This is a genomic window from Aeribacillus sp. FSL K6-3256 (assembly GCF_037965805.1).
In the GTDB taxonomy this organism is placed as follows: Bacteria; Bacillota; Bacilli; order Bacillales; family Aeribacillaceae; genus Aeribacillus; species Aeribacillus composti.
In genome coordinates, this window is record NZ_CP150188.1 from 2668735 (window position 1) to 2686517 (window position 17783).

General features: G+C 40.1%; 20 protein-coding genes. 2 read left to right on the forward strand and 18 right to left on the reverse strand.

Translation table 11 applies throughout. The annotated features are described in order from the left end of the window. Positions 1–8: 8 nt before the first annotated feature. The 14 genes from yajC to nadB form a co-directional block, all read right to left on the reverse strand. Positions 9–278 (reverse strand): preprotein translocase subunit YajC, encoded by a 270-nt coding sequence (yajC, locus tag NSQ84_RS12860; RefSeq protein ID WP_063387973.1) that lies wholly within the window; start codon positions 276–278, stop codon positions 9–11. 21 nt (positions 279–299) lie between these two features. After that, the gene (gene tgt, locus NSQ84_RS12865; protein WP_063387972.1) at positions 300–1445 is read right to left on the reverse strand and encodes a tRNA guanosine(34) transglycosylase Tgt; all 1146 of its coding nucleotides are present in this window, start codon (positions 1443–1445) and stop codon (positions 300–302) included. Positions 1446–1484: 39 nt separating this feature from the next. Further along, the gene (gene queA / locus NSQ84_RS12870; RefSeq protein WP_063387971.1) at positions 1485–2513 is read right to left on the reverse strand and encodes a tRNA preQ1(34) S-adenosylmethionine ribosyltransferase-isomerase QueA; all 1029 of its coding nucleotides are present in this window, start codon (positions 2511–2513) and stop codon (positions 1485–1487) included. 23 nt (positions 2514–2536) lie between these two features. After that, positions 2537–2737, reverse strand: coding sequence for a DUF2905 domain-containing protein (locus tag NSQ84_RS12875; protein WP_063387970.1), 201 nt, complete (start codon positions 2735–2737; stop codon positions 2537–2539). Further along, a complete protein-coding gene (gene ruvB / locus NSQ84_RS12880) occupies positions 2734–3735 on the reverse strand; it encodes a Holliday junction branch migration DNA helicase RuvB (RefSeq protein WP_327873559.1) in 1002 nt (333 codons plus the stop codon). The genes NSQ84_RS12875 and ruvB overlap by 4 nt, the downstream gene beginning before the upstream one ends. Positions 3736–3745: 10 nt before the next feature. Beyond that, the gene (gene ruvA / locus NSQ84_RS12885) at positions 3746–4354 is read right to left on the reverse strand and encodes a Holliday junction branch migration protein RuvA (RefSeq protein ID WP_063387968.1); all 609 of its coding nucleotides are present in this window, start codon (positions 4352–4354) and stop codon (positions 3746–3748) included. Between the two features lie 100 nt (positions 4355–4454). Continuing rightward, entirely contained in the window at positions 4455–4964 is a 510-nt protein-coding gene (locus NSQ84_RS12890; protein ID WP_235600442.1) for a BofC C-terminal domain-containing protein, read from the reverse strand. Positions 4965–5203: 239 nt separating this feature from the next. After that, a complete protein-coding gene (locus tag NSQ84_RS12895) occupies positions 5204–5929 on the reverse strand; it encodes a YebC/PmpR family DNA-binding transcriptional regulator (protein WP_117016757.1) in 726 nt (241 codons plus the stop codon). A 110-nt stretch (positions 5930–6039) separates the two neighbouring features. Further along, positions 6040–6708 (reverse strand): YhcN/YlaJ family sporulation lipoprotein, encoded by a 669-nt coding sequence (locus tag NSQ84_RS12900; RefSeq protein WP_327873560.1) that lies wholly within the window; start codon positions 6706–6708, stop codon positions 6040–6042. Positions 6709–6803: 95 nt separating this feature from the next. Then, positions 6804–7544: an NAD(+) synthase gene (nadE, locus tag NSQ84_RS12905; RefSeq protein WP_130156071.1), complete on the reverse strand. Its 741-nt coding sequence runs from the start codon at positions 7542–7544 to the stop codon at positions 6804–6806. 133 nt (positions 7545–7677) lie between these two features. After that, positions 7678–8853 (reverse strand): SafA/ExsA family spore coat assembly protein, encoded by a 1176-nt coding sequence (gene safA, locus NSQ84_RS12910; RefSeq protein ID WP_339211961.1) that lies wholly within the window; start codon positions 8851–8853, stop codon positions 7678–7680. 297 nt (positions 8854–9150) lie between these two features. Further along, positions 9151–10263 (reverse strand): quinolinate synthase NadA, encoded by a 1113-nt coding sequence (gene nadA / locus NSQ84_RS12915; RefSeq protein ID WP_327873561.1) that lies wholly within the window; start codon positions 10261–10263, stop codon positions 9151–9153. Further along, positions 10260–11105, reverse strand: coding sequence for a carboxylating nicotinate-nucleotide diphosphorylase (nadC, locus tag NSQ84_RS12920; RefSeq protein ID WP_117016761.1), 846 nt, complete (start codon positions 11103–11105; stop codon positions 10260–10262). Before nadC ends, nadA begins: the two co-directional genes overlap by 4 nt. Next, positions 11102–12643: an L-aspartate oxidase gene (nadB, locus tag NSQ84_RS12925; protein ID WP_327873562.1), complete on the reverse strand. Its 1542-nt coding sequence runs from the start codon at positions 12641–12643 to the stop codon at positions 11102–11104. The genes nadC and nadB overlap by 4 nt, the downstream gene beginning before the upstream one ends. A gap of 154 nt (positions 12644–12797) precedes the next feature. Between nadB and NSQ84_RS12930 the strand changes: the two genes are divergently transcribed. Beyond that, the gene (locus tag NSQ84_RS12930; protein ID WP_063388165.1) at positions 12798–13886 is read left to right on the forward strand and encodes an IscS subfamily cysteine desulfurase; all 1089 of its coding nucleotides are present in this window, start codon (positions 12798–12800) and stop codon (positions 13884–13886) included. Between the two features lie 22 nt (positions 13887–13908). Beyond that, on the forward strand, positions 13909–14448 hold the full coding sequence (locus NSQ84_RS12935) for a transcription repressor NadR (protein WP_063387960.1): 540 nt from the start codon (positions 13909–13911) through the stop codon (positions 14446–14448). Between the two features lie 41 nt (positions 14449–14489). Here the strand turns inward: NSQ84_RS12935 and pheA are convergent, their stop codons facing one another. From pheA to NSQ84_RS12955, 4 genes are all read right to left on the reverse strand, one after another. After that, positions 14490–15344 (reverse strand): prephenate dehydratase, encoded by an 855-nt coding sequence (pheA, locus tag NSQ84_RS12940; RefSeq protein ID WP_063387959.1) that lies wholly within the window; start codon positions 15342–15344, stop codon positions 14490–14492. A gap of 22 nt (positions 15345–15366) precedes the next feature. Then, positions 15367–15810: an ACT domain-containing protein gene (locus NSQ84_RS12945; RefSeq protein WP_063387958.1), complete on the reverse strand. Its 444-nt coding sequence runs from the start codon at positions 15808–15810 to the stop codon at positions 15367–15369. Positions 15811–15877: 67 nt separating this feature from the next. Beyond that, entirely contained in the window at positions 15878–17173 is a 1296-nt protein-coding gene (gene obgE, locus NSQ84_RS12950) for a GTPase ObgE (RefSeq protein ID WP_063387957.1), read from the reverse strand. Positions 17174–17201: 28 nt separating this feature from the next. Further along, on the reverse strand, positions 17202–17750 hold the full coding sequence (locus NSQ84_RS12955; RefSeq protein ID WP_066249564.1) for a Spo0B C-terminal domain-containing protein: 549 nt from the start codon (positions 17748–17750) through the stop codon (positions 17202–17204). Positions 17751–17783: the final 33 nt, after the last annotated feature.

Here is a 17783-nt window from a genome sequence, read left to right on the forward strand (position 1 = left end):
TTGTAGAACTATGATTGTTCTACGACTTCTCTCACAGCATTTCGGTCAAAAGTTAAGCGGGAGCCGTCTCCCGTACGGATGACGATTTTATCTTCATCCAATGAATCAACCGTCCCATGCAAACCGCCAATCGTTACGATTTTATCACCCTTCTTCAAGTTTGCCTGCATGTCACGGATTTGCTTTTGCCTTTTTTGCTGAGGTCTGATCAACAAAAAGTAAAAAATAGCAATCATCAGCACAAAAGGCAGCACTGTTGCTACAAAATTCTCCGACATTTCTTCACCCCTTTCTAAGCATTAAAAGTTTTTCGCATTTGGTTTATTGAATCCGTACCGTTCAAAAAATTCTTCTCGGAAATCTCCTAAACGGTCTTCACGGATTGATTCCCTAATCTGCTCCATTAATTTTATCAAAAAATAGAGATTATGGTAAGATGTTAATCGAATCCCAAATGTTTCATTGCTTTTAATTAAATGTCTGATATAAGCACGTGAATAATTTCGGCAAACGTAGCAATCACAAGATTCATCCAATGGACCGAAATCGCGCGCATATTTCGCATTTTTTACGACAAGCCGACCTGTTGATGTCATTAAGGTGCCGTTGCGCGCAATTCTAGTAGGAAGCACGCAATCAAACATATCAATGCCCCGAATCGCTCCATCTATCAGTGAATCTGGAGAACCGACCCCCATCAAATAACGAGGTTTGTCGCTTGGCAATAAAGGCACGGTAAATTCTAGCACACGATTCATCACTTCTTTCGGTTCACCGACAGAAAGACCACCAACCGCATATCCCGAAAAATCAAGCGAGACAAGATCGCGTGCGCTTTGCTTCCGCAAGTTTTCATATTCGCCGCCTTGTACAATTCCAAACATCCCTTGTTCATTTTCTCTTTTATGAGCTGCTAGACAGCGTTCAGCCCATCTGGAGGTTCGTTCTACAGATTGTTTCATATAATCAAATGATGCCGGGTAAGGCGGGCATTCGTCAAATGCCATTATAATATCTGATCCGAGAGCATTTTGGATTTCAGTTGCTTTTTCTGGAGATAAAAACAGCTTGTCCCCGTTTAAATGATTGCGAAAATATACTCCCTCTTCTTCAATTCGCCGGAATTCGCTTAAGCTGAACACTTGAAATCCGCCGGAGTCGGTTAAAATCGCTCCATCCCAATTCATAAAAGAATGGAGACCTCCTGCCTCCTTAACGATATCTTCCCCTGGTCGGAGCCATAAATGGTATGTATTGCTCAAAATGATTTTTGCGCCAATTTCTTTTAATTCCTCCGGTGACATAGTTTTGACGGTCGCCAATGTTCCCACAGGCATAAACACCGGAGTTTCAAACGAACCGTGAGGTGTATGTACGATTCCAAGGCGGGCGCCTGTTTGTTTGCATGTTTTGATCAATTCATATCGAATAGGTGGCTTATTCAATGAAAGCCCCTCCTTTATTCAGTGTACCTCTATTCTGTTTCAAATAATCAGCATGGCATCTCCAAAGCTGAAAAAACGGTATTTTTCCTTTATAGCCTCCTCATACGCGCGAAGAATTGTTTCTCTTCCAGCCAGCGCACTGACAAGCATGATCAGAGAAGACTTAGGAAGATGAAAATTTGTAACGAGTCCGTCTATTCCTTTAAAATTGTAGCCCGGATAAATAAAAATGTCTGTCCAACCGCTTTCTTCGACAAATTTGCCTCCATGTTTTCCAGCAATTGTTTCCAGCGTCCTTGTTGAAGTCGTACCGACTGCGATAATACGTCCTCCCTTTTCTCTTACTTCATTTAATAAGCGGGCCGTTCCCTCTGTCATTTGATAAAATTCCGCATGCATTTTATGTTCTGTAATGTTTGTGCTGCTGACTGGACGAAATGTCCCAAGCCCGACATGCAGCGTTATAAAAGCGATATGAATCCCTTTATTTTTTATATTTTCGAGTATTTCATCTGTGAAATGCAAACCTGCAGTCGGTGCAGCTGCTGAACCAATTTCTCGGGAATAAACGGTTTGATATCGTTCTTTATTATCAAGCTGCTCTTTAATGTATGGCGGCAATGGCATTTCCCCAAGCTGATCCAAAATTTCCAAAAAAATGCCTTCGTATTGAAATTCAATGATTCTACCGCCGTGTTCAAGAGTTCCTACACATGTTCCTTTTAAAAGGCCGTTTCCGAAATTTAATGTTGTCCCTACTTTGACTCGCTTTGAAGGTTTTACAAGGGTTTCCCAAACATTCCCTTCTTTTTCTTTTAGCAATAAAACTTCCACTTTGGCCCCGGTTTCTTCTTTCACCCCGTACAATCTGGCCGGCATGACCCGCGTATCATTTAAAACAAGGCAATCACCCGGAGATACATACTCAATTAAGCTTTTAAATCTGCTGTGCGTAATATCTCCGCTTTTTTTATCAACAATCATTAATCTTGAAGCATCCCTCTCCTTCAACGGAGTTTGAGCAATCAGTTCCTCTGGCAATTCGAAGTCAAATAATTCGATATTCATCCTGTTCACCTAGCTTCTGTCCATTATTTAAACCGTCCTAAAAAAGAAAAAATGAACGTTAAAAGCAAACTAATGACAATGCATGTGACAATCGGAAAGAAGAAGGTGAAATTTCCTTTTTTTACTACGATATCTCCTGGCAGTCTTCCGACAACTTGCATAAATAAGCCGATAAAAAGCAAAATACCGCCAAGCACCATCAATAGCTTTGGAAATTCCGTCATCTTTTCGGCACCTCCATTTGAAAATGTTTATACACAAGATCTGTTACTATTCTTCCCCTCGGTGTTCGCCGAATAAAACCGATTTGCAATAAATACGGTTCATAAACATCTTCAATTGTGTGCGCTTCTTCACCGATTGTCGCTGAAATGGTCTCAATTCCAACGGGACCTCCTTGGAATTTTTCAATGATCCCTAAAAGAAGTTTATGATCGATATGATCCAATCCAAGTTTATCCACTTGCAAACGCTCCAAGGCGTCTTCGGCAAGATGGGCGCTGATTTTTTCAAATCCGAGCACTTGCGCAAAATCCCTGACCCTTTTAAGAAGTCTGTTCGCAATTCTTGGCGTTCCACGCGATCTTCTGGCTATTTCAACGGCTGCCTGCTCTTCAATCTCGATATTTAACATATTGGCCGTTCGTTTGACTATCTTTGAGAGCTCGTGCTCTTGATAATATTCCAAGCGGCTTAACACACCAAATCGATCCCTTAAAGGAGCAGTTAATAAGCCGACTCTAGTTGTTGCACCAACAAGTGTAAACGGTGGCAGATCCAACCTGATCGTGCGGGCGCTTGATCCTTTTCCAATGACGATATCTATACAAAAATCTTCCATCGCTGGGTACAAGACTTCTTCGATAGAACGATTAAGCCGGTGAATTTCATCAATAAATAAAACATCCCCCGGTTCTAAAGAAGTGAGAATAGCCGCTAATTCTCCCGGCCGTTCAATCGCGGGCCCTGAAGTATGGCGGATATTCGTCCCCATCTCATTTGCGATAATCGTTGCAAGTGTTGTTTTCCCGAGCCCTGGAGGTCCATATAAAAGAACATGATCCAACGTTTCTTCTCTAAGCTTTGCCGCTTCAATAAATATTTTTAAGTTTTCCTTAATCTTTGATTGACCGATATATTGATCGAAAGATTGAGGACGAAGGCTGAATTCAAAATCTTTTTCTCCCGCTTCAGCTTCGCCTGCAACAATTCTTTCCTCCATTGCTATCACCTTATTTCAAAAGCAGTTTCAATGCTTTTTTCACATATTGATCAGTTGAGAGCGATTCACCTTCCAATGACGGCTTGATTTTTGCTATCTCTTTCTCACTGTATCCTAAAACTTTCAGTGCATCGATCGCTTCCATAAGCGAATGATTGCTATGTTTTTGGTTTGTTTGTACCTGATTAGCTAACATGTTGGAAGACGGTTCTGAAACGAATTCGACGAGCTTCCCTTTTAAATCTAAGATGATTTGCCTCGCTGTTTTCTTTCCGACACCAGGAAATTTTACTAAAAATGCTTCATCTTCATTTTCAATGGCCTCCACTACTTGCTTTGCATCCCCATAAGCCAGGATCGCCAGAGCACCCTTCGGACCGATTCCTGTTACGTTTAAAAGCTTGGAAAAGAGAGTCTTTTCTTCACGACTTGAAAATCCGTACAGAGCGAGGAGATCCTCCCTTACATATTGATATGTATAAACTGTCACTTCTTTTTTTATATGTTTTTGATAGCTGAAAGGATTGGGAGTGAAAATTTGAAAGCCGATTCCGTTCCGATCGATCACAATTGAATCTATTGATATATGATCTACAACTCCGCGGATAAACTCAATCACTGCGTTCACCTCTCATCACTTAACCTATTTTAACATAAAGAACTCGCTCCGTCAGGGAAAGAACTGCAAAAATAAACCGATGCAAAAAGCATCGGTCCTTTTATTTGAATTCATCAGCAGAATAAGCTTTAAAGGTATTGATGACATTTAAATAATTCTCTTTATTTTTTACGGGAATTCCTCTTTTTAGTTGCAGGTGGCGATAGCTTTCCAGTTTTTTTATATCGATCTGGAAAAAAGACTGAATGACTTCATTGTCTGCGTCAGGCTTCCCGTTAAAAATCGACAAAGTCCCGTCTTCCATAATACCGAAAAAACCATTTGTTTTTAATAAAGGAGAGAGGTCATCAATTTGCTTTTGAAAGACAATTTCGTCGCCATCCTGACGAACAACCTGCCAATCTTGATATTTCGCAATTACATCTGCGATAGAATGATGATGTTCTGTTTTGACCTCTTCGCTCACTTCGCCATCAAGATAAACTCTTCTCAAGATGACTTCAACTGTCGAGGAATGATGATTCGCATTTGCGAAAGATGCTTCAGGATGGAAATGACAAAAAGCTAAGATCATCAAAGTATAACAAAAGAGGCAAAATACCTTTTTCACATGCCACCACTCCTGAACTTATAACACATTTGTTTTTATTTATTGTAGCCATCATGAGAAGTTTTAACCCTTAGTCCTGATTCTTCATCTTATTACATATTATGGAAACTACCTTGTATATCATGGCATGCTTGTATATTAATACGTTTCAATTAGAAAAAGTAAAATGGATAACTTAACAATTTCTTTTTTTTTCGGCTGTTAGATTTTTTAAATCGTTAATATCAACAAATTTTCAATCACTCATCTTCCTGCATATTATGGAAGACTTCTTGGACATCGTCGTCATCTTCAAGGACATCGATTAATTTGTACATTTTTTCAGCTGTTGTTTCATCTAGTTGCGTGTACGTTTGAGGAATCCATGTGATTTCCGCTGTTTCCAGTTTATATCCTTTTTCTTCTAAAGCGGTTTTTACATTATTCAAATTTTCAGGAGCGGTATAAATTTCAAACGCCTCACCTGACGCTTCTAATTCTTCTGCTCCAGCGTCAATTGCTTCAAGAAACAAGTCATCCTCTTCAATTCCGTTACCTTCAATAACAATATATCCCTTTCGTTCGAACATATAGGATACACAACCAGTTTCTCCTAAGTTTCCTCCGTTTTTATTAAAAGCAGTGCGAACACTTGTTGCTGTACGGTTTTTATTGTCCGTCAGACATTTTACCATTACAGCGACACCGCCGGGGCCATATCCTTCATATGTAATTTCTTCATAGTTGGCTCCATCTTGGCTGCCGGTCGCTTTTTTAATTGCTCGTTCTATATTATCGTTCGGCATGTTGGCAGCTTTAGCCTTGTCAATGGCAAGTCTGAGGCTCGGATTCGCGTCAGGATCTCCTCCGCCTTGTTTAGCCGCAACATAAATTTCTTTTGCCAATTTCATAAAAATTTTGCCCCGCTTCGCATCTTGGGCATTTTTTCTTCTTTGAATATTTTTCCATTTAGAATGTCCTGCCATTCTAAAAATCCCCTCTCATAAACAAATCTCGATTTTTAATATAACATATTTTATTTAGCGGGAAAAATTGTTCTTCACAAAAGAAACAGGGAGGAGTTCTCCCTGTCTCGTTAGCGGTTATTTCCGTCAAAAGGTTCTGTTACAGCTTCTCCAATATCATTGAATAGACGTTGGATATCTTCCCCTACATCTGTACCGTTATTCAAGTTATTATTAATGTTTCGCACGCGAGTAAAAGTTTCCTCGTCTGTTACAATATGGATGCTTTTATTTCCAGCCAGTCTTGATACAACTCGTTTGGCTCGATTTTTTACGTCCTGTTCGTTTCGATCAGTTGTATTGATCGCTACTACAACCCTGTCATTTGTTACGAGCGTATCAACATCCTGCACGTTTTTCAGCCGGCTTACCTGATCAGAAATTCGTTCGGCTAATTGAGCATTATTCGAGCCCACATCCCGTAAATGATTATGATAATTGACATCGCTTCTTTGGAAGCCGTTGTTTCTTCTATCGTTCACTGTCAGCGAGCGGTCTCTATTGCGGTCATTTGCATCGCGGAGCATATCATTGTCATCCATTCCGCCGTCAAACATTTCAGTGATCGGTCCATCATTATCAACGTAATCAAAATTGCGATCCCGATCAGCTGAATAGTAGCCAATTGGTGCTGCACCATTTCGATTACGGTCATCCAATGCACCATTATTGTTGTTGCACGCCGCAAGACCAATTGTCATAAAAGAAAGGGCAATAGCTGCGGAAACTGATTTTCTCAATGAAAAAACCCCCTGAAAAACAATTTGAGCATAATAGCTCATCAATAGCTTGTTCTATCAGGGGAGGTTTATTGCTGTTAGTTCCCGGCAATTAATTAAAATTTTGGCGGTGCTGCCGCTAAATTTCGTTTATGCTCAGAACGTCTATGCAGCGCTTCAATGATTTCTTTATCTTTCTCAGGAATTTCCTCTCCCTTTAAAAATTTGTCAATCATATCATATGTTGTTCCCATTTCGTTTTCATCCGTTTGTCCTTCCCACAAACCGGCGCTTGGAGCTTTATTAATAATTTCATCCGGAACTCCTAAAATTTTTGCCATTTCCCTTACTTCGCCTTTTGTAAAATGTACAAGAGGAACAAGGTCTACACCGCCGTCTCCGTATTTCGTAAAATAGCCCGTATACCATTCAGCTGCATTATCTGTGCCAACAACCATGTAACGATAATTGTTTGCCACAGCGTATAATGTTGTCATTCTGAGCCGCGCGCGCGTATTCGCGTCGCCTAATCTTGATGCTTCTTCATTCCAATCGTTTTTAGCTTGAATATTTTTTTGAATGGCGTGAAAAAGCGTTTCATGAGTTTCGGTCAAGTCGATCACCATATAATCAATGTTGCAGCTTTTCACTACTTTTAAAGCATCTTCTTGATCTTTCGGATTGCTTTTACATGGCATGATTAGGCCAAGCGAATGCTCAGGAAACGCTCGCTTAATGAGATGAGCAACTACGGCGGAATCAATTCCCCCGCTTATTCCGACAATTGCACCGTTTAATCCTGCGTTTTTTACTTGATTTTGAAGCCATTCGATTAGTTTTGCAATTTTTTCCTGCATTATGTCATGCACCTTCCTTAGCATCATTTCTTTTTATTATCCATTGTATCATATTGTGTTTTACGAAAAATAAATCATGTCATGAAATTTTCAAAGAAAAAAGAGACGATTTTTATCATCGTCTCCAATAAAATTAATCTTCATCTTCTTCATCTTGCGGTGCAACGAACTGGTTATAATCATAGTAAGGCACAGCATAAGGGTAATGCGGTATTCCATATGGTACAAATGGAGCCGCTCGATATCCATAAGGTACAGGACCTCCGCAGCCGCAGTCATCCTGATGACTCGGAAAAGCTCCAGTATGAGGTATATTCTCTGCAAATTCTTGATTTTCTGCCGCCTCCGGGCTTACCCATTGACCGTGCGGCATTCCATAAGGTGCAGCATAAGGTGTCGGCGCCAATCCTGATCCTGGATATACAGGAGATACCGGATGGCATCCTAAGAATGGAAACGGTGGACAAAGAACAGGATATGGTACATATGGAACTACGGGTTGCGGACTGTATTGTATTGGTGAAACGTTTGGCGGAATGTTAGGTGCAACATTAGGCGGAATATTGGGCGGAATATTAGGTGCAACGTTTTCGTAACCATACGCTTCATCATATTCATCATCATCATCAAAATCTTCGCCATATTGTTGTGGGCTTACAAATTGATTCGGGGCAGGGTTCGGAATATTTGGCCAGACAGGCGCGTAATAAGGCTGCCATTGGGCTCCATAATATGGATTGACATTCGAAAATTGCGGATTCGTCATATCTTTGTTGTCCTCCTCTTTATTTTCTTCTCCTTTACCCAAAACTTCATGAAACACATTTTCAGGCTTTTTCGGAAGCTGCGGTTTGGAATCTTTTGAAGCATAGGGATGCGTTGGAGCCTTTTCCGCTTCTTCATGGATATTCATCATCGGCATATTGAGCATAAAATAATTGCTTACATCAGTTTTTTTCGGATAGTAAGGCTGATAAACTTTTGGAACGGGAGGCACATATGGCTTAGACGGCTTCTCCTTTGCTTCCGGTTCCTCCGTCTCAATAGGAGCAACAGGTTTTTCCTCTGCAAAAGGATGTTCCTTTGCTTCCTTTTTAAAAGCTACTTTTGGCACTTCTTTCTTTAATTCATGTTTCACTTCCTTTTTAATTGGCACATCGCCAGTTGGAATTTTTATTTTCATTCCTGGCATAATAAGATCAGGATTGCTCAATTGGGAATTCAACATTTTTAGCTCCTGGAAATCGACTCCATATTTTTGAGCAATTTTCCATAGTGTATCGCCTTTTTGAACAATGTGGATTTTCACTGTTTCCCCCTCCTGTGAAAACGTACTGCCTATACAACTTTCGAATCAATACATTCATAAATCTTCTTCATCACAACTTATGCAAATTTTAGTGGGATTATGATTTAAAAATGAAGGCTAAGAAAAACGATCCTCTTTTTTAAAAGCCAATTGATATCGATATCAGTACACAGCTGCTGATTTATGCTGCAAAAATACAAAAATAAAAATACCCGGGGAGGGACCCCAGGCATTCAAATTGTTCTTCGTACTTTTGCTATCCCGTATGCATATGGGCGATTGCAATATTTTTCCTTTTTATGAGCTATGATCCAGCATGCGATTTAATGCAAGAACTGCATACTCTTTAATTGATTCATCCACAATGATTTGATTAATTATTTTTCCTTTATCGATTGATTCCAGCGCCCAAACTAAGTGGGGCAGATCAATTCGATTCATTGTTAAACACGGACACATATATGGATTTAAAGAAACGATCTCTTTGTCGGGATTATTTTGTATTAACCGATTCACTAGATTCATTTCTGTTCCGATTGCCCACTTGCTTCCTTTCGGGGAGTTTTGAATCGTATCAATAATATATTTCGTGGATCCCGAATAATCGGCCATCTGAACAACCTCAAATGTACATTCAGGATGAACGATAATTTTCATATCGGGATATTTGCTGCGAATATGTTCAATATTTTTTACTGTAAATTTCTCATGCACTGAGCAATGGCCTTTCCATAAGATGATGGCGACATCTTCCCTTTTTCCATCATAATGCAGCTTTTGTTCAATCGGATCCCAGACAGCCATCTTATTAAGGGGAATACCCAGTTTAAAGGCAGTATTTCTCCCTAAGTGCTGATCAGGTAAAAACAAAATTCTCTTTTTTTGCTTCAGCGCCCAAGCCAGCATCGTTTCAGCATTTGAGGAGGTTACCGTTGCTCCGCCATTTTTACCGACAAAAGCTTTAATCTCTGCTGATGAATTGACATATGTTAATGGCAAAATCGTGTCGTCAAAAAGCTCTTGCAGCTTGCTCCAAGCGGCTTCTGTTTGTTTGATATTTGCCATATCCGCCATCGAACAGCCAGCTCTCATATCCGGAAGAATCACCTTTTGATAAGGCGATGTCAGCATGTCTGCTGTTTCTGCCATAAAATGAACACCACAAAAGACAATATATTCGGCATCTTTTGTTTCTTGCGCTATTTGTGCCAGCTTTAACGAATCTCCTGTTACATCTGCAAATTGGATCACTTCGTCTTTTTGATAATGATGACCTGGGATCATCAGTCTTGTTCCGAATTTCTTTTTGATTTCTATCACACGGTTTTCCAATTCTTCCACAGATCGATGTTTATAATCTTCAGGCATCATTTCTGTTTTTGAAGCATCCAACAATTCAAAAAGATTCATAGCTCATTCCTCCCCGAAAAAGATAAACTAATGTCTATTGAAGGTGCTGAGTGGGTAATAAACCCAAGCGATATGAAATCAACATTTGTATCTTTGTAATCCGCTAAATTTTTTAACGTAATTCCGCCTGAAGCTTCTGTAATAATGTCAGGCGGAGTCATATCAACAAATTTTTTCACTTGTTCAGGCGGGCAATTGTCAAACATGATAATATCGGGATGTACTGAAATTGCTTCTTTCAATTGCTCTTCCGTTTCAACCTCCACCTCAATTTTTACCATGTGACCGACTCGATTTCTTACTCTTTCAACTGCTTTTGTAATCGAACCGCAAAAGGCAATATGGTTGTCTTTAATCATCACCCCGTCATATAAACCAAATCTGTGATTATATCCTCCCCCTATGCGGACAGCATACTTTTCAAACATTCTCAGCCCAGGGGTTGTTTTTCTTGTATCACAAATTTTTGTATGCGTTGAATTTAACGTCAGCACCGCTTGTTTTGTCAAAGTTGCGATCCCGCTCATTCGCTGCAGCAGATTTAACACTACTCGCTCTCCTTGTAAGATGGAACGAATAGAACCTTTTATGACGGCAATCTCTTCCCCCGCTGTCAGCTCATGTCCATCTTTTACAAACATGTGAACTTCAAGGTTGGGGTTTAACATCGAAAAAGCGGTTTTCACCACGTTTTCTCCACAAAAAACTCCGCTTTGTTTTGCTTTTATGACGCCCGATCCTCGGTCGTTTTCTGAGAAAATCGCATCGCTGGACAAATCATTGTCTCCTATGTCTTCCATAAAAAATTGCTTCAATGCCTGCTCGAGTTTTATTTGATTCATTTTTCAACCGCCCCTATCCTTTGCTCGTTTGTTTGTACAATTCGTTTTTCCAGCCATTCAGGTTTTTCCCCCGGATAATCGATCCTGAAATGGCCGCCGCGGCTTTCCTTTCGTAAAAGAGCTCCTTTAGCTATTAAATATCCGGCTGTGATCATGTTAATCCGTTCGATTTCTTCAATTGAATAACTTATAGCATTTAATGGAAAATATTTGACATATCGCTTCAGCCATGAAACAGCCCATGACAGTTCTCCATGCGTCCGTTCGATTCCAACCCATTTTGTCAATATTTTGCGTATTTCTCCTTTTTCTGGAACCTCTGTTTTTTCATGTTCGTTCCAATGGAAATCCCCAAAACTCTCCTGTGAAGACAGCCGCTGATCCAGTATAAATTTTGCAATCCTTTTTCCGAATACAAGACCTTCTAAAAGAGAATTTGATGCTAGACGATTTGCCCCGTGGACACCAGTACACGCCAATTCGCCTACAGCATAAAGCCGATCGATATTCGTTCTGCCGACTAAATCGGTTTCAATTCCGCCCATTAAAAAATGCATGCCAGGCACTACAGGAATTTTCTTCTCGCTCAAATTTACCCGATTTTGCCGACACATCTCAGCAATCGTCGGGAAACGTTCGGAAAAAAATTGAATTTCTGAAATATCCAAATACACTTGATGTCCATCCCGATATTTACGATAAATTGCGCGGGCAACAACATCTCGAGGAGCCAAATCACCTAATGGGTGAATTTCGCTCATAAATCTTTGCCCCGTTTCATCGATCAATACAGCGCCTTCACCCCTGACCGCTTCAGAAATCAATCCTCTGCATGTCCCGTTTATATAAAGCATTGTTGGATGAAACTGTGTAAACTCCATATCGATCAGCCTGCATCCAGCCCGAAAAGCAATGGCAAGTCCGTCTCCCGTTGCGTTCGGATGATTGGATGTCCATTCATAAGCTTGACCGCAGCCGCCGGTTGCCAAAATAATATGGGAGGCTGTATAGACATGTATATTTTCATCTGCTGTTTTGGTAATAATGCCAACTGCCCTTCCGTCCTTTACAACGACATCACAAACAAACTGATATTCATTGATTGTTATCCGGTTTGTTATTTTTTTTAAAAAATGCTCTACCATTTTCCTTCCCGTCGCATCTCCTCCTGCATGGAGAATGCGGCGAAAGGAGTGCGCCCCTTCATTTCCTAAATCCACATTTCCTTGCTCGTCCTTGTCAAATGGAAAGCCCTCATCCATAAGGGATGAAATAATTTCCTTTCCTTCTTGTACAAGCAGCTCAACTGCTTCCTTTTTATTGTGGTAGCGCCCAGCATATAATGTATCTTCATAATGAAGGCAGCTATGATCATTTTCATGTATGGCACATGCAATTCCACCTTGAGCTAAATGAGAATTAGAACTAGTTTTCATCGTTTTTGTAATCATTAATATGTTCATTTTTTCACATAATTCGCTTGCAACCGTTAATGCGGCAATACCGCTTCCGACGATGATGACATCATAATGGGTCATCAACAACCCCCCTTATAAATTTACACATGTCTTGACACATATATTTACACAAAAATACAATATTGACAAGAGGAATTTTTCACAAAATTTTTAAGGCTTGAATAGAGAGGGGCGAAAACAATTGATATACTTTGATTTTGCAGCAACGACCCCCATGAGTGAAAAAGCGATTGCTTCATACACCGAAGCGGCAAAATTTGCTTACGGAAACTCAAGCAGTCTGCATGATATCGGCGGCAAAGCGTATGAACTATTGACAGCGTCAAGGAAAGCATTTGCAGCGTTATTAGGAGGAGATCCAAACGGTGTTTATTTTACTAGCGGCGGTTCTGAAGGCAACATACTGGCCATCCAATCATTATTAAATAGCACGCCAAACAAAAAGCATATTATTGCTTCTTCACTTGAACATGCATCCATTGACCATTATTTGTCTTTATTGCGTGCGAAAGGATATGACATTACATTTTTAAAGCATGATCAAAATGGAAATATTTTAATGGAGCATCTTGAAGAAGAAATCCGTGAAGATACGGCCCTTGTCACCATCCAGCACGGCAATTCCGAAATCGGAACAATTCAAAATATAAAGGAAATTGGCTTGTTTTTAAAAAAGAGGAAAATATACTTTCATACCGATTGTGTGCAAACGTTTGGAAAACTGTTGATTCCCGTCGATGAGATGAATGCTGATGCCTATACATTTTCTTCACATAAAATTTACGGTCCAAAGGGCGTAGGAGCAGTGTATATTCATCCAGCAGCAAGCTGGTCGCCAGTGATTCCCGGAACAACACATGAGGACGGATTTCGTCCAGGCACTGTCAACGTTCCAGGCATTTTTTCCTTTGTCACTGCCGCAAATGAGTTTTATAATCAAAGAGAGAAGCATTTTAACCATTTCATCAAGCTCAAGCAGCATTTGATCAGCCAATTAAAGACACAGCTGCCCACGATAACGATTGTCAATGAAACGAAAAAAGAGGTTCTCCCAAATATTGTTGGTGTTGTCACAAACAGTTTAGAAGGTCAATTTGTAATGCTCGAATTGAACCGAAAAGGATTTGCGGTCTCAACTGGAAGCGCCTGTCAAGCTGGAAATAGTCATCCTTCTAAAACCCTTCTTTCAATCGGCTTTGACAAAGATTCCGCTCATCAATTTATTCGTATTTCCTTTGGAATTACAAATACAATCTCGGAAGTCGATGAGCTTATCAATGCGATTCTATCCATCGTTCGATAAGAGTTTTGAAAGGTTGGTGTTTATGGAAAAAATATTAGGGGACAAGCGGAGGGAAGTGATTCTCGAATGGTTAAAAAATGAAAATCGGCCGATCACGGGAGGGGAATTGGCCTCACGGACGAATGTCAGCCGTCAAGTCATCGTTCAAGATATTTCTCTTTTAAAAGCACTCGGAGAACCGATTTTAGCCACAAGTCAGGGATATATGTATTTAAAAGAAAGAACGAATGAGGCAAAAAAAGCGAAACGTCTTATTGCCTGCAAGCACGCTCCGGAAAAAACAAAGGAGGAATTGAACATTATTGTTGATTACGGAGCGACCGTAAAAGATGTAATCGTTGAACATCCAGTGTATGGGGACTTGACCGCATCGATTATGGTAAGCAATCGAAAAGAAGTAGATGAGTTCATAAAAAAAATCGAAACAACAAACGCCTCTTATTTGTCGGAATTAACGAACGGCATTCATTTGCACACCATTCTTGCCGACAATGAAAAAACTTTAAATGAAGTTTGTGCAGCTCTTGATCAAGCAGGATTTTTAATTCGTGACGATCATTGATTAATCAAGCCAGGCATCCTGCAATGGATGCTCGGCTTTTTTTATAGTTTATAAGCCGGAAAGCTTCCGAGAATCTTGACGCCGCAGCCTAAAGCCTCCAGTTCTTGGATTGCCCCGGGTATTAAAACATCATCCATTTTTGATTCTATATCTATAATAAACAAGTAATCTCCTAATCCCGTTTTCATTGGACGAGATTCAATTTTTGATAAATTCAGTTTTCTCCATGCAAATGCAGACAATACTTGATGCAGGGCGCCTACATGGTCTGTCGGCAACGTTACAACTAATGTCGTCTTTTCACCGACTTTATTATGGTGGTTATTTTCTATTTGAAAATCTTGATCCGGATGTAAAATAACAAATCGTGTATGGTTGTAATCATAATCGTGAATATTATATTTCACAATAGCTAAATCATACTCTTTTGCCGCCAACTCATTGGCAATGACAGCCATATTTTCTTCCGGATGTTGATGAATATATTCTGCAGCGGCTCCTGTCGATGTGGCATATTCGATCGAAACATCCGGCATATGCTCATGTAAAAATTTATGGCATTGTGCAATAGCATGTGAATGAGAAAATACTTTTTCGATTTTTTTCCAATCATCCTTCCTGCAAGGATGAACCATTAAATGCTGCTTGATTGGAACAACAATTTCACCGACAATATGCAGTGTATTTTCATGAATTAAATAATCAATTGTAAGATTGACCGACCCCTCAAGCGCGTTTTCAAGCGGAACAACAGCAATGTTTGTTTCTTGCTTGACGACTGCATCCATGACATGTGGAATCGTTCGGTAAGGGACTAGTTTTACATCGTTTTCAAAAAATTTTGAGACGGCCAAATGAGTAAATGTTGCTTTCGGTCCCAAATAGCTGATTTTCATCTGTATATCTTCCTTCCTAATTCTATGCACCTGAACTTAATAGTTCGACCTTTTCTACAAATTCTAGCTTCCGCAATTTTAATAATAAAACGTTCATATCCTCTTTCATTCCGTTCGTATTTAATGATAAAGTCACATTGGCTCTTCCTTGAATCGGAATGGTTTGGTGAATTGTCAGCACATTGCAGCCTGCTTCAGCCACAACTTTAAGCAAATGCGACAGCGTTCCGGAACGATCTTCTAAATGGAAAAACAACGTAATGATTTTTTCTTTGACAACAGTATGAAAAGGAAAAACCGCGTCTCTGTATTTATAAAACGCACTTCGGCTCAAGTCAACGAGCTGCACAGCTTCTTGAACGGACGAGACTTTGCCTCGTTCAAGAAGCTTTTTCACTTCGAGCGTTTTTTTCATTGCTTCCGGCAGCACATCTTCCCTTACCAAATAAAAAATTTCGTCTTTCATCTACCGTCTCCTTTCCCACCCATATGCGATGAAGCATGAAGGACACAGATTTTATGTGCAAAATGTTTTATTCAATGAATTCAAATTCAAATTCCAGCAGCCTGACTGTATCCCCGTCTTTTGCACCGCGCTCTCTTAATGCGTCGTCTACCCCCATTTTGCGAAGCTGTCTTGCAAAACGGCGAACGGATTCGTCTCTTGAAAAATCGGTCATTTTAAACAGCTTTTCAACTTTTTCACCTGATAAAATAAACGCTCCATCGCTGTCACGGCTGATGGTAAAGCTCGGCTTTTCATCCTTTAATGTATACACGACGCGATTCGGAGCAGATGTTTCCGTTTCGTCAAAGTAAAGAGGGAATTCCGGTGTTTTTTCCAGTAAATCGGCAATAGCAAATAACAGCTCGCGAATTCCTTGGCGTGTAACGGCTGATATTGGAAAAATGCTGACATTTTTGTCTTGCAGCTTTCTTTTAAATTGTGAAAGATTTTCAGCAGCATTTGGCATATCCATTTTGTTGGCGACAACAATTTGCGGCCGCTCCGTCAGCCTTAAATTATATTGTTTTAATTCTTCATTGATCGTCAGGTAATCCTCATACGGATCACGGCCTTCCATTGCGGACATATCAATGACATGAACGATGACTCTTGTTCTTTCAATATGACGCAAAAATTGATGTCCAAGACCTACTCCTTGATGAGCGCCTTCAATAAGACCCGGTAAATCTGCCATCACAAAACTGCGTCCGTCTTCGGTCTCAACAACACCTAAATTCGGCACAATCGTCGTAAAATGGTAGGCAGCGATTTTTGGTTTAGCACTTGATACAACTGATAAAAGAGTGGACTTCCCAACGCTCGGAAATCCGACAAGCCCGACATCAGCCAAAAGCTTTAATTCCAATGTTACATATCGTTCTTCGCCCGGCTCCCCTTTTTCGCATATTTCAGGCGCCGGATTCGTTGGCGAGGCAAATCGGGTGTTTCCTCTGCCGCCCCGTCCTCCTTTGGCAATCACGCTTCTTTGCCCGTGCTCGGTTAAATCTGCGATCACTTCTTTTGTATCATCATCTATTACAACAGTACCGGGAGGAACTTTCACAACAAGGGGTTCGGCATTTTTCCCGTGCTGATTTTTAGACATCCCGTTTTCGCCTTTTGGAGCTTTAAAATGTTTTTTATAGCGAAAATCCATTAACGTCCGGAGACCTTCATCCACTTCAAAAATCACATCTCCGCCCTTTCCGCCGTCTCCCCCTGCAGGGCCTCCTTTCGGAACATATTTTTCACGGCGGAAAGCAACCATGCCGTTCCCGCCATCTCCGCCCTTCACATATACCTTCACTTGATCGACAAACATTGAACTTCAGCCTCCTTTCATTGTTTCATCACGACTTACTGACCATCAATGTAAATTCATATGTATCAAAATGTATTTGTTGAATGGTGATTGCATCTGATTGGTACTGCTCTAAAAATGTTAAAAGAGTCTTATCATCCGTTAGTATACCATTAAAATCATAAAAGAACCGGACATTGTTTTCTGTTTTAAAGAGTTCTAATGTTACGGTTATATGATTTTCTTGTTTTTTATCAATATTTTGATTAAGGATTTGAAAAAGATCTGTTGTAAAATGGAACATTTCCTCATCTAGACCAGAACAATCCATCGCTTCCCCTAACACTTCATAATCCAAAATGAGAAGGTGTCCTTTCCAGTTATATGTTAAAAGCAGCTCTGCAAAACTGGGCATGTTTAAATTGCAAAGTTTTGATTCTTGCTTTGCTTCCACGACAATTTCATCAATAATTTCCTTCACCCGATCGTATTTTTTTAATGATAAATGGCCTTTAATTAATTGCAATTTATTCATCCAATCATGTCTGGAGTGGCTTAATGCGTCAACAATACTCCATCTCTCTCTTTGATCAGCCATGGTTCCACTCCCATCAAGCTATCTTTTTAAACA

Coding starts and splice junctions, on each gene's coding strand:
- yajC (WP_063387973.1), bottom strand. CDS start 278: ATGTCGGAGAATTTTGTAGCAACAGTGCTGCCTTTTGTGCTGATGATT.
- queA (WP_063387971.1), bottom strand. CDS start 2,513: ATGAATATCGAATTATTTGACTTCGAATTGCCAGAGGAACTGATTGCT.
- NSQ84_RS12875 (WP_063387970.1), bottom strand. CDS start 2,737: ATGACGGAATTTCCAAAGCTATTGATGGTGCTTGGCGGTATTTTGCTT.
- ruvB (WP_327873559.1), bottom strand. CDS start 3,735: ATGGAGGAAAGAATTGTTGCAGGCGAAGCTGAAGCGGGAGAAAAAGAT.
- NSQ84_RS12895 (WP_117016757.1), bottom strand. CDS start 5,929: ATGGCAGGACATTCTAAATGGAAAAATATTCAAAGAAGAAAAAATGCC.
- nadE (WP_130156071.1), bottom strand. CDS start 7,544: ATGCAGGAAAAAATTGCAAAACTAATCGAATGGCTTCAAAATCAAGTA.
- nadA (WP_327873561.1), bottom strand. CDS start 10,263: ATGAATCTTTTTGAATTGTTGGATGCTTCAAAAACAGAAATGATGCCT.
- nadC (WP_117016761.1), bottom strand. CDS start 11,105: ATGAATCAAATAAAACTCGAGCAGGCATTGAAGCAATTTTTTATGGAA.
- nadB (WP_327873562.1), bottom strand. CDS start 12,643: ATGACCCATTATGATGTCATCATCGTCGGAAGCGGTATTGCCGCATTA.
- NSQ84_RS12930 (WP_063388165.1), top strand. CDS start 12,798: ATGAGTGAAAAAGCGATTGCTTCATACACCGAAGCGGCAAAATTTGCT.
- NSQ84_RS12935 (WP_063387960.1), top strand. CDS start 13,909: ATGGAAAAAATATTAGGGGACAAGCGGAGGGAAGTGATTCTCGAATGG.
- pheA (WP_063387959.1), bottom strand. CDS start 15,344: ATGAAAATCAGCTATTTGGGACCGAAAGCAACATTTACTCATTTGGCC.
- NSQ84_RS12945 (WP_063387958.1), bottom strand. CDS start 15,810: ATGAAAGACGAAATTTTTTATTTGGTAAGGGAAGATGTGCTGCCGGAA.
- obgE (WP_063387957.1), bottom strand. CDS start 17,173: ATGTTTGTCGATCAAGTGAAGGTATATGTGAAGGGCGGAGATGGCGGG.
- NSQ84_RS12955 (WP_066249564.1), bottom strand. CDS start 17,750: ATGGCTGATCAAAGAGAGAGATGGAGTATTGTTGACGCATTAAGCCAC.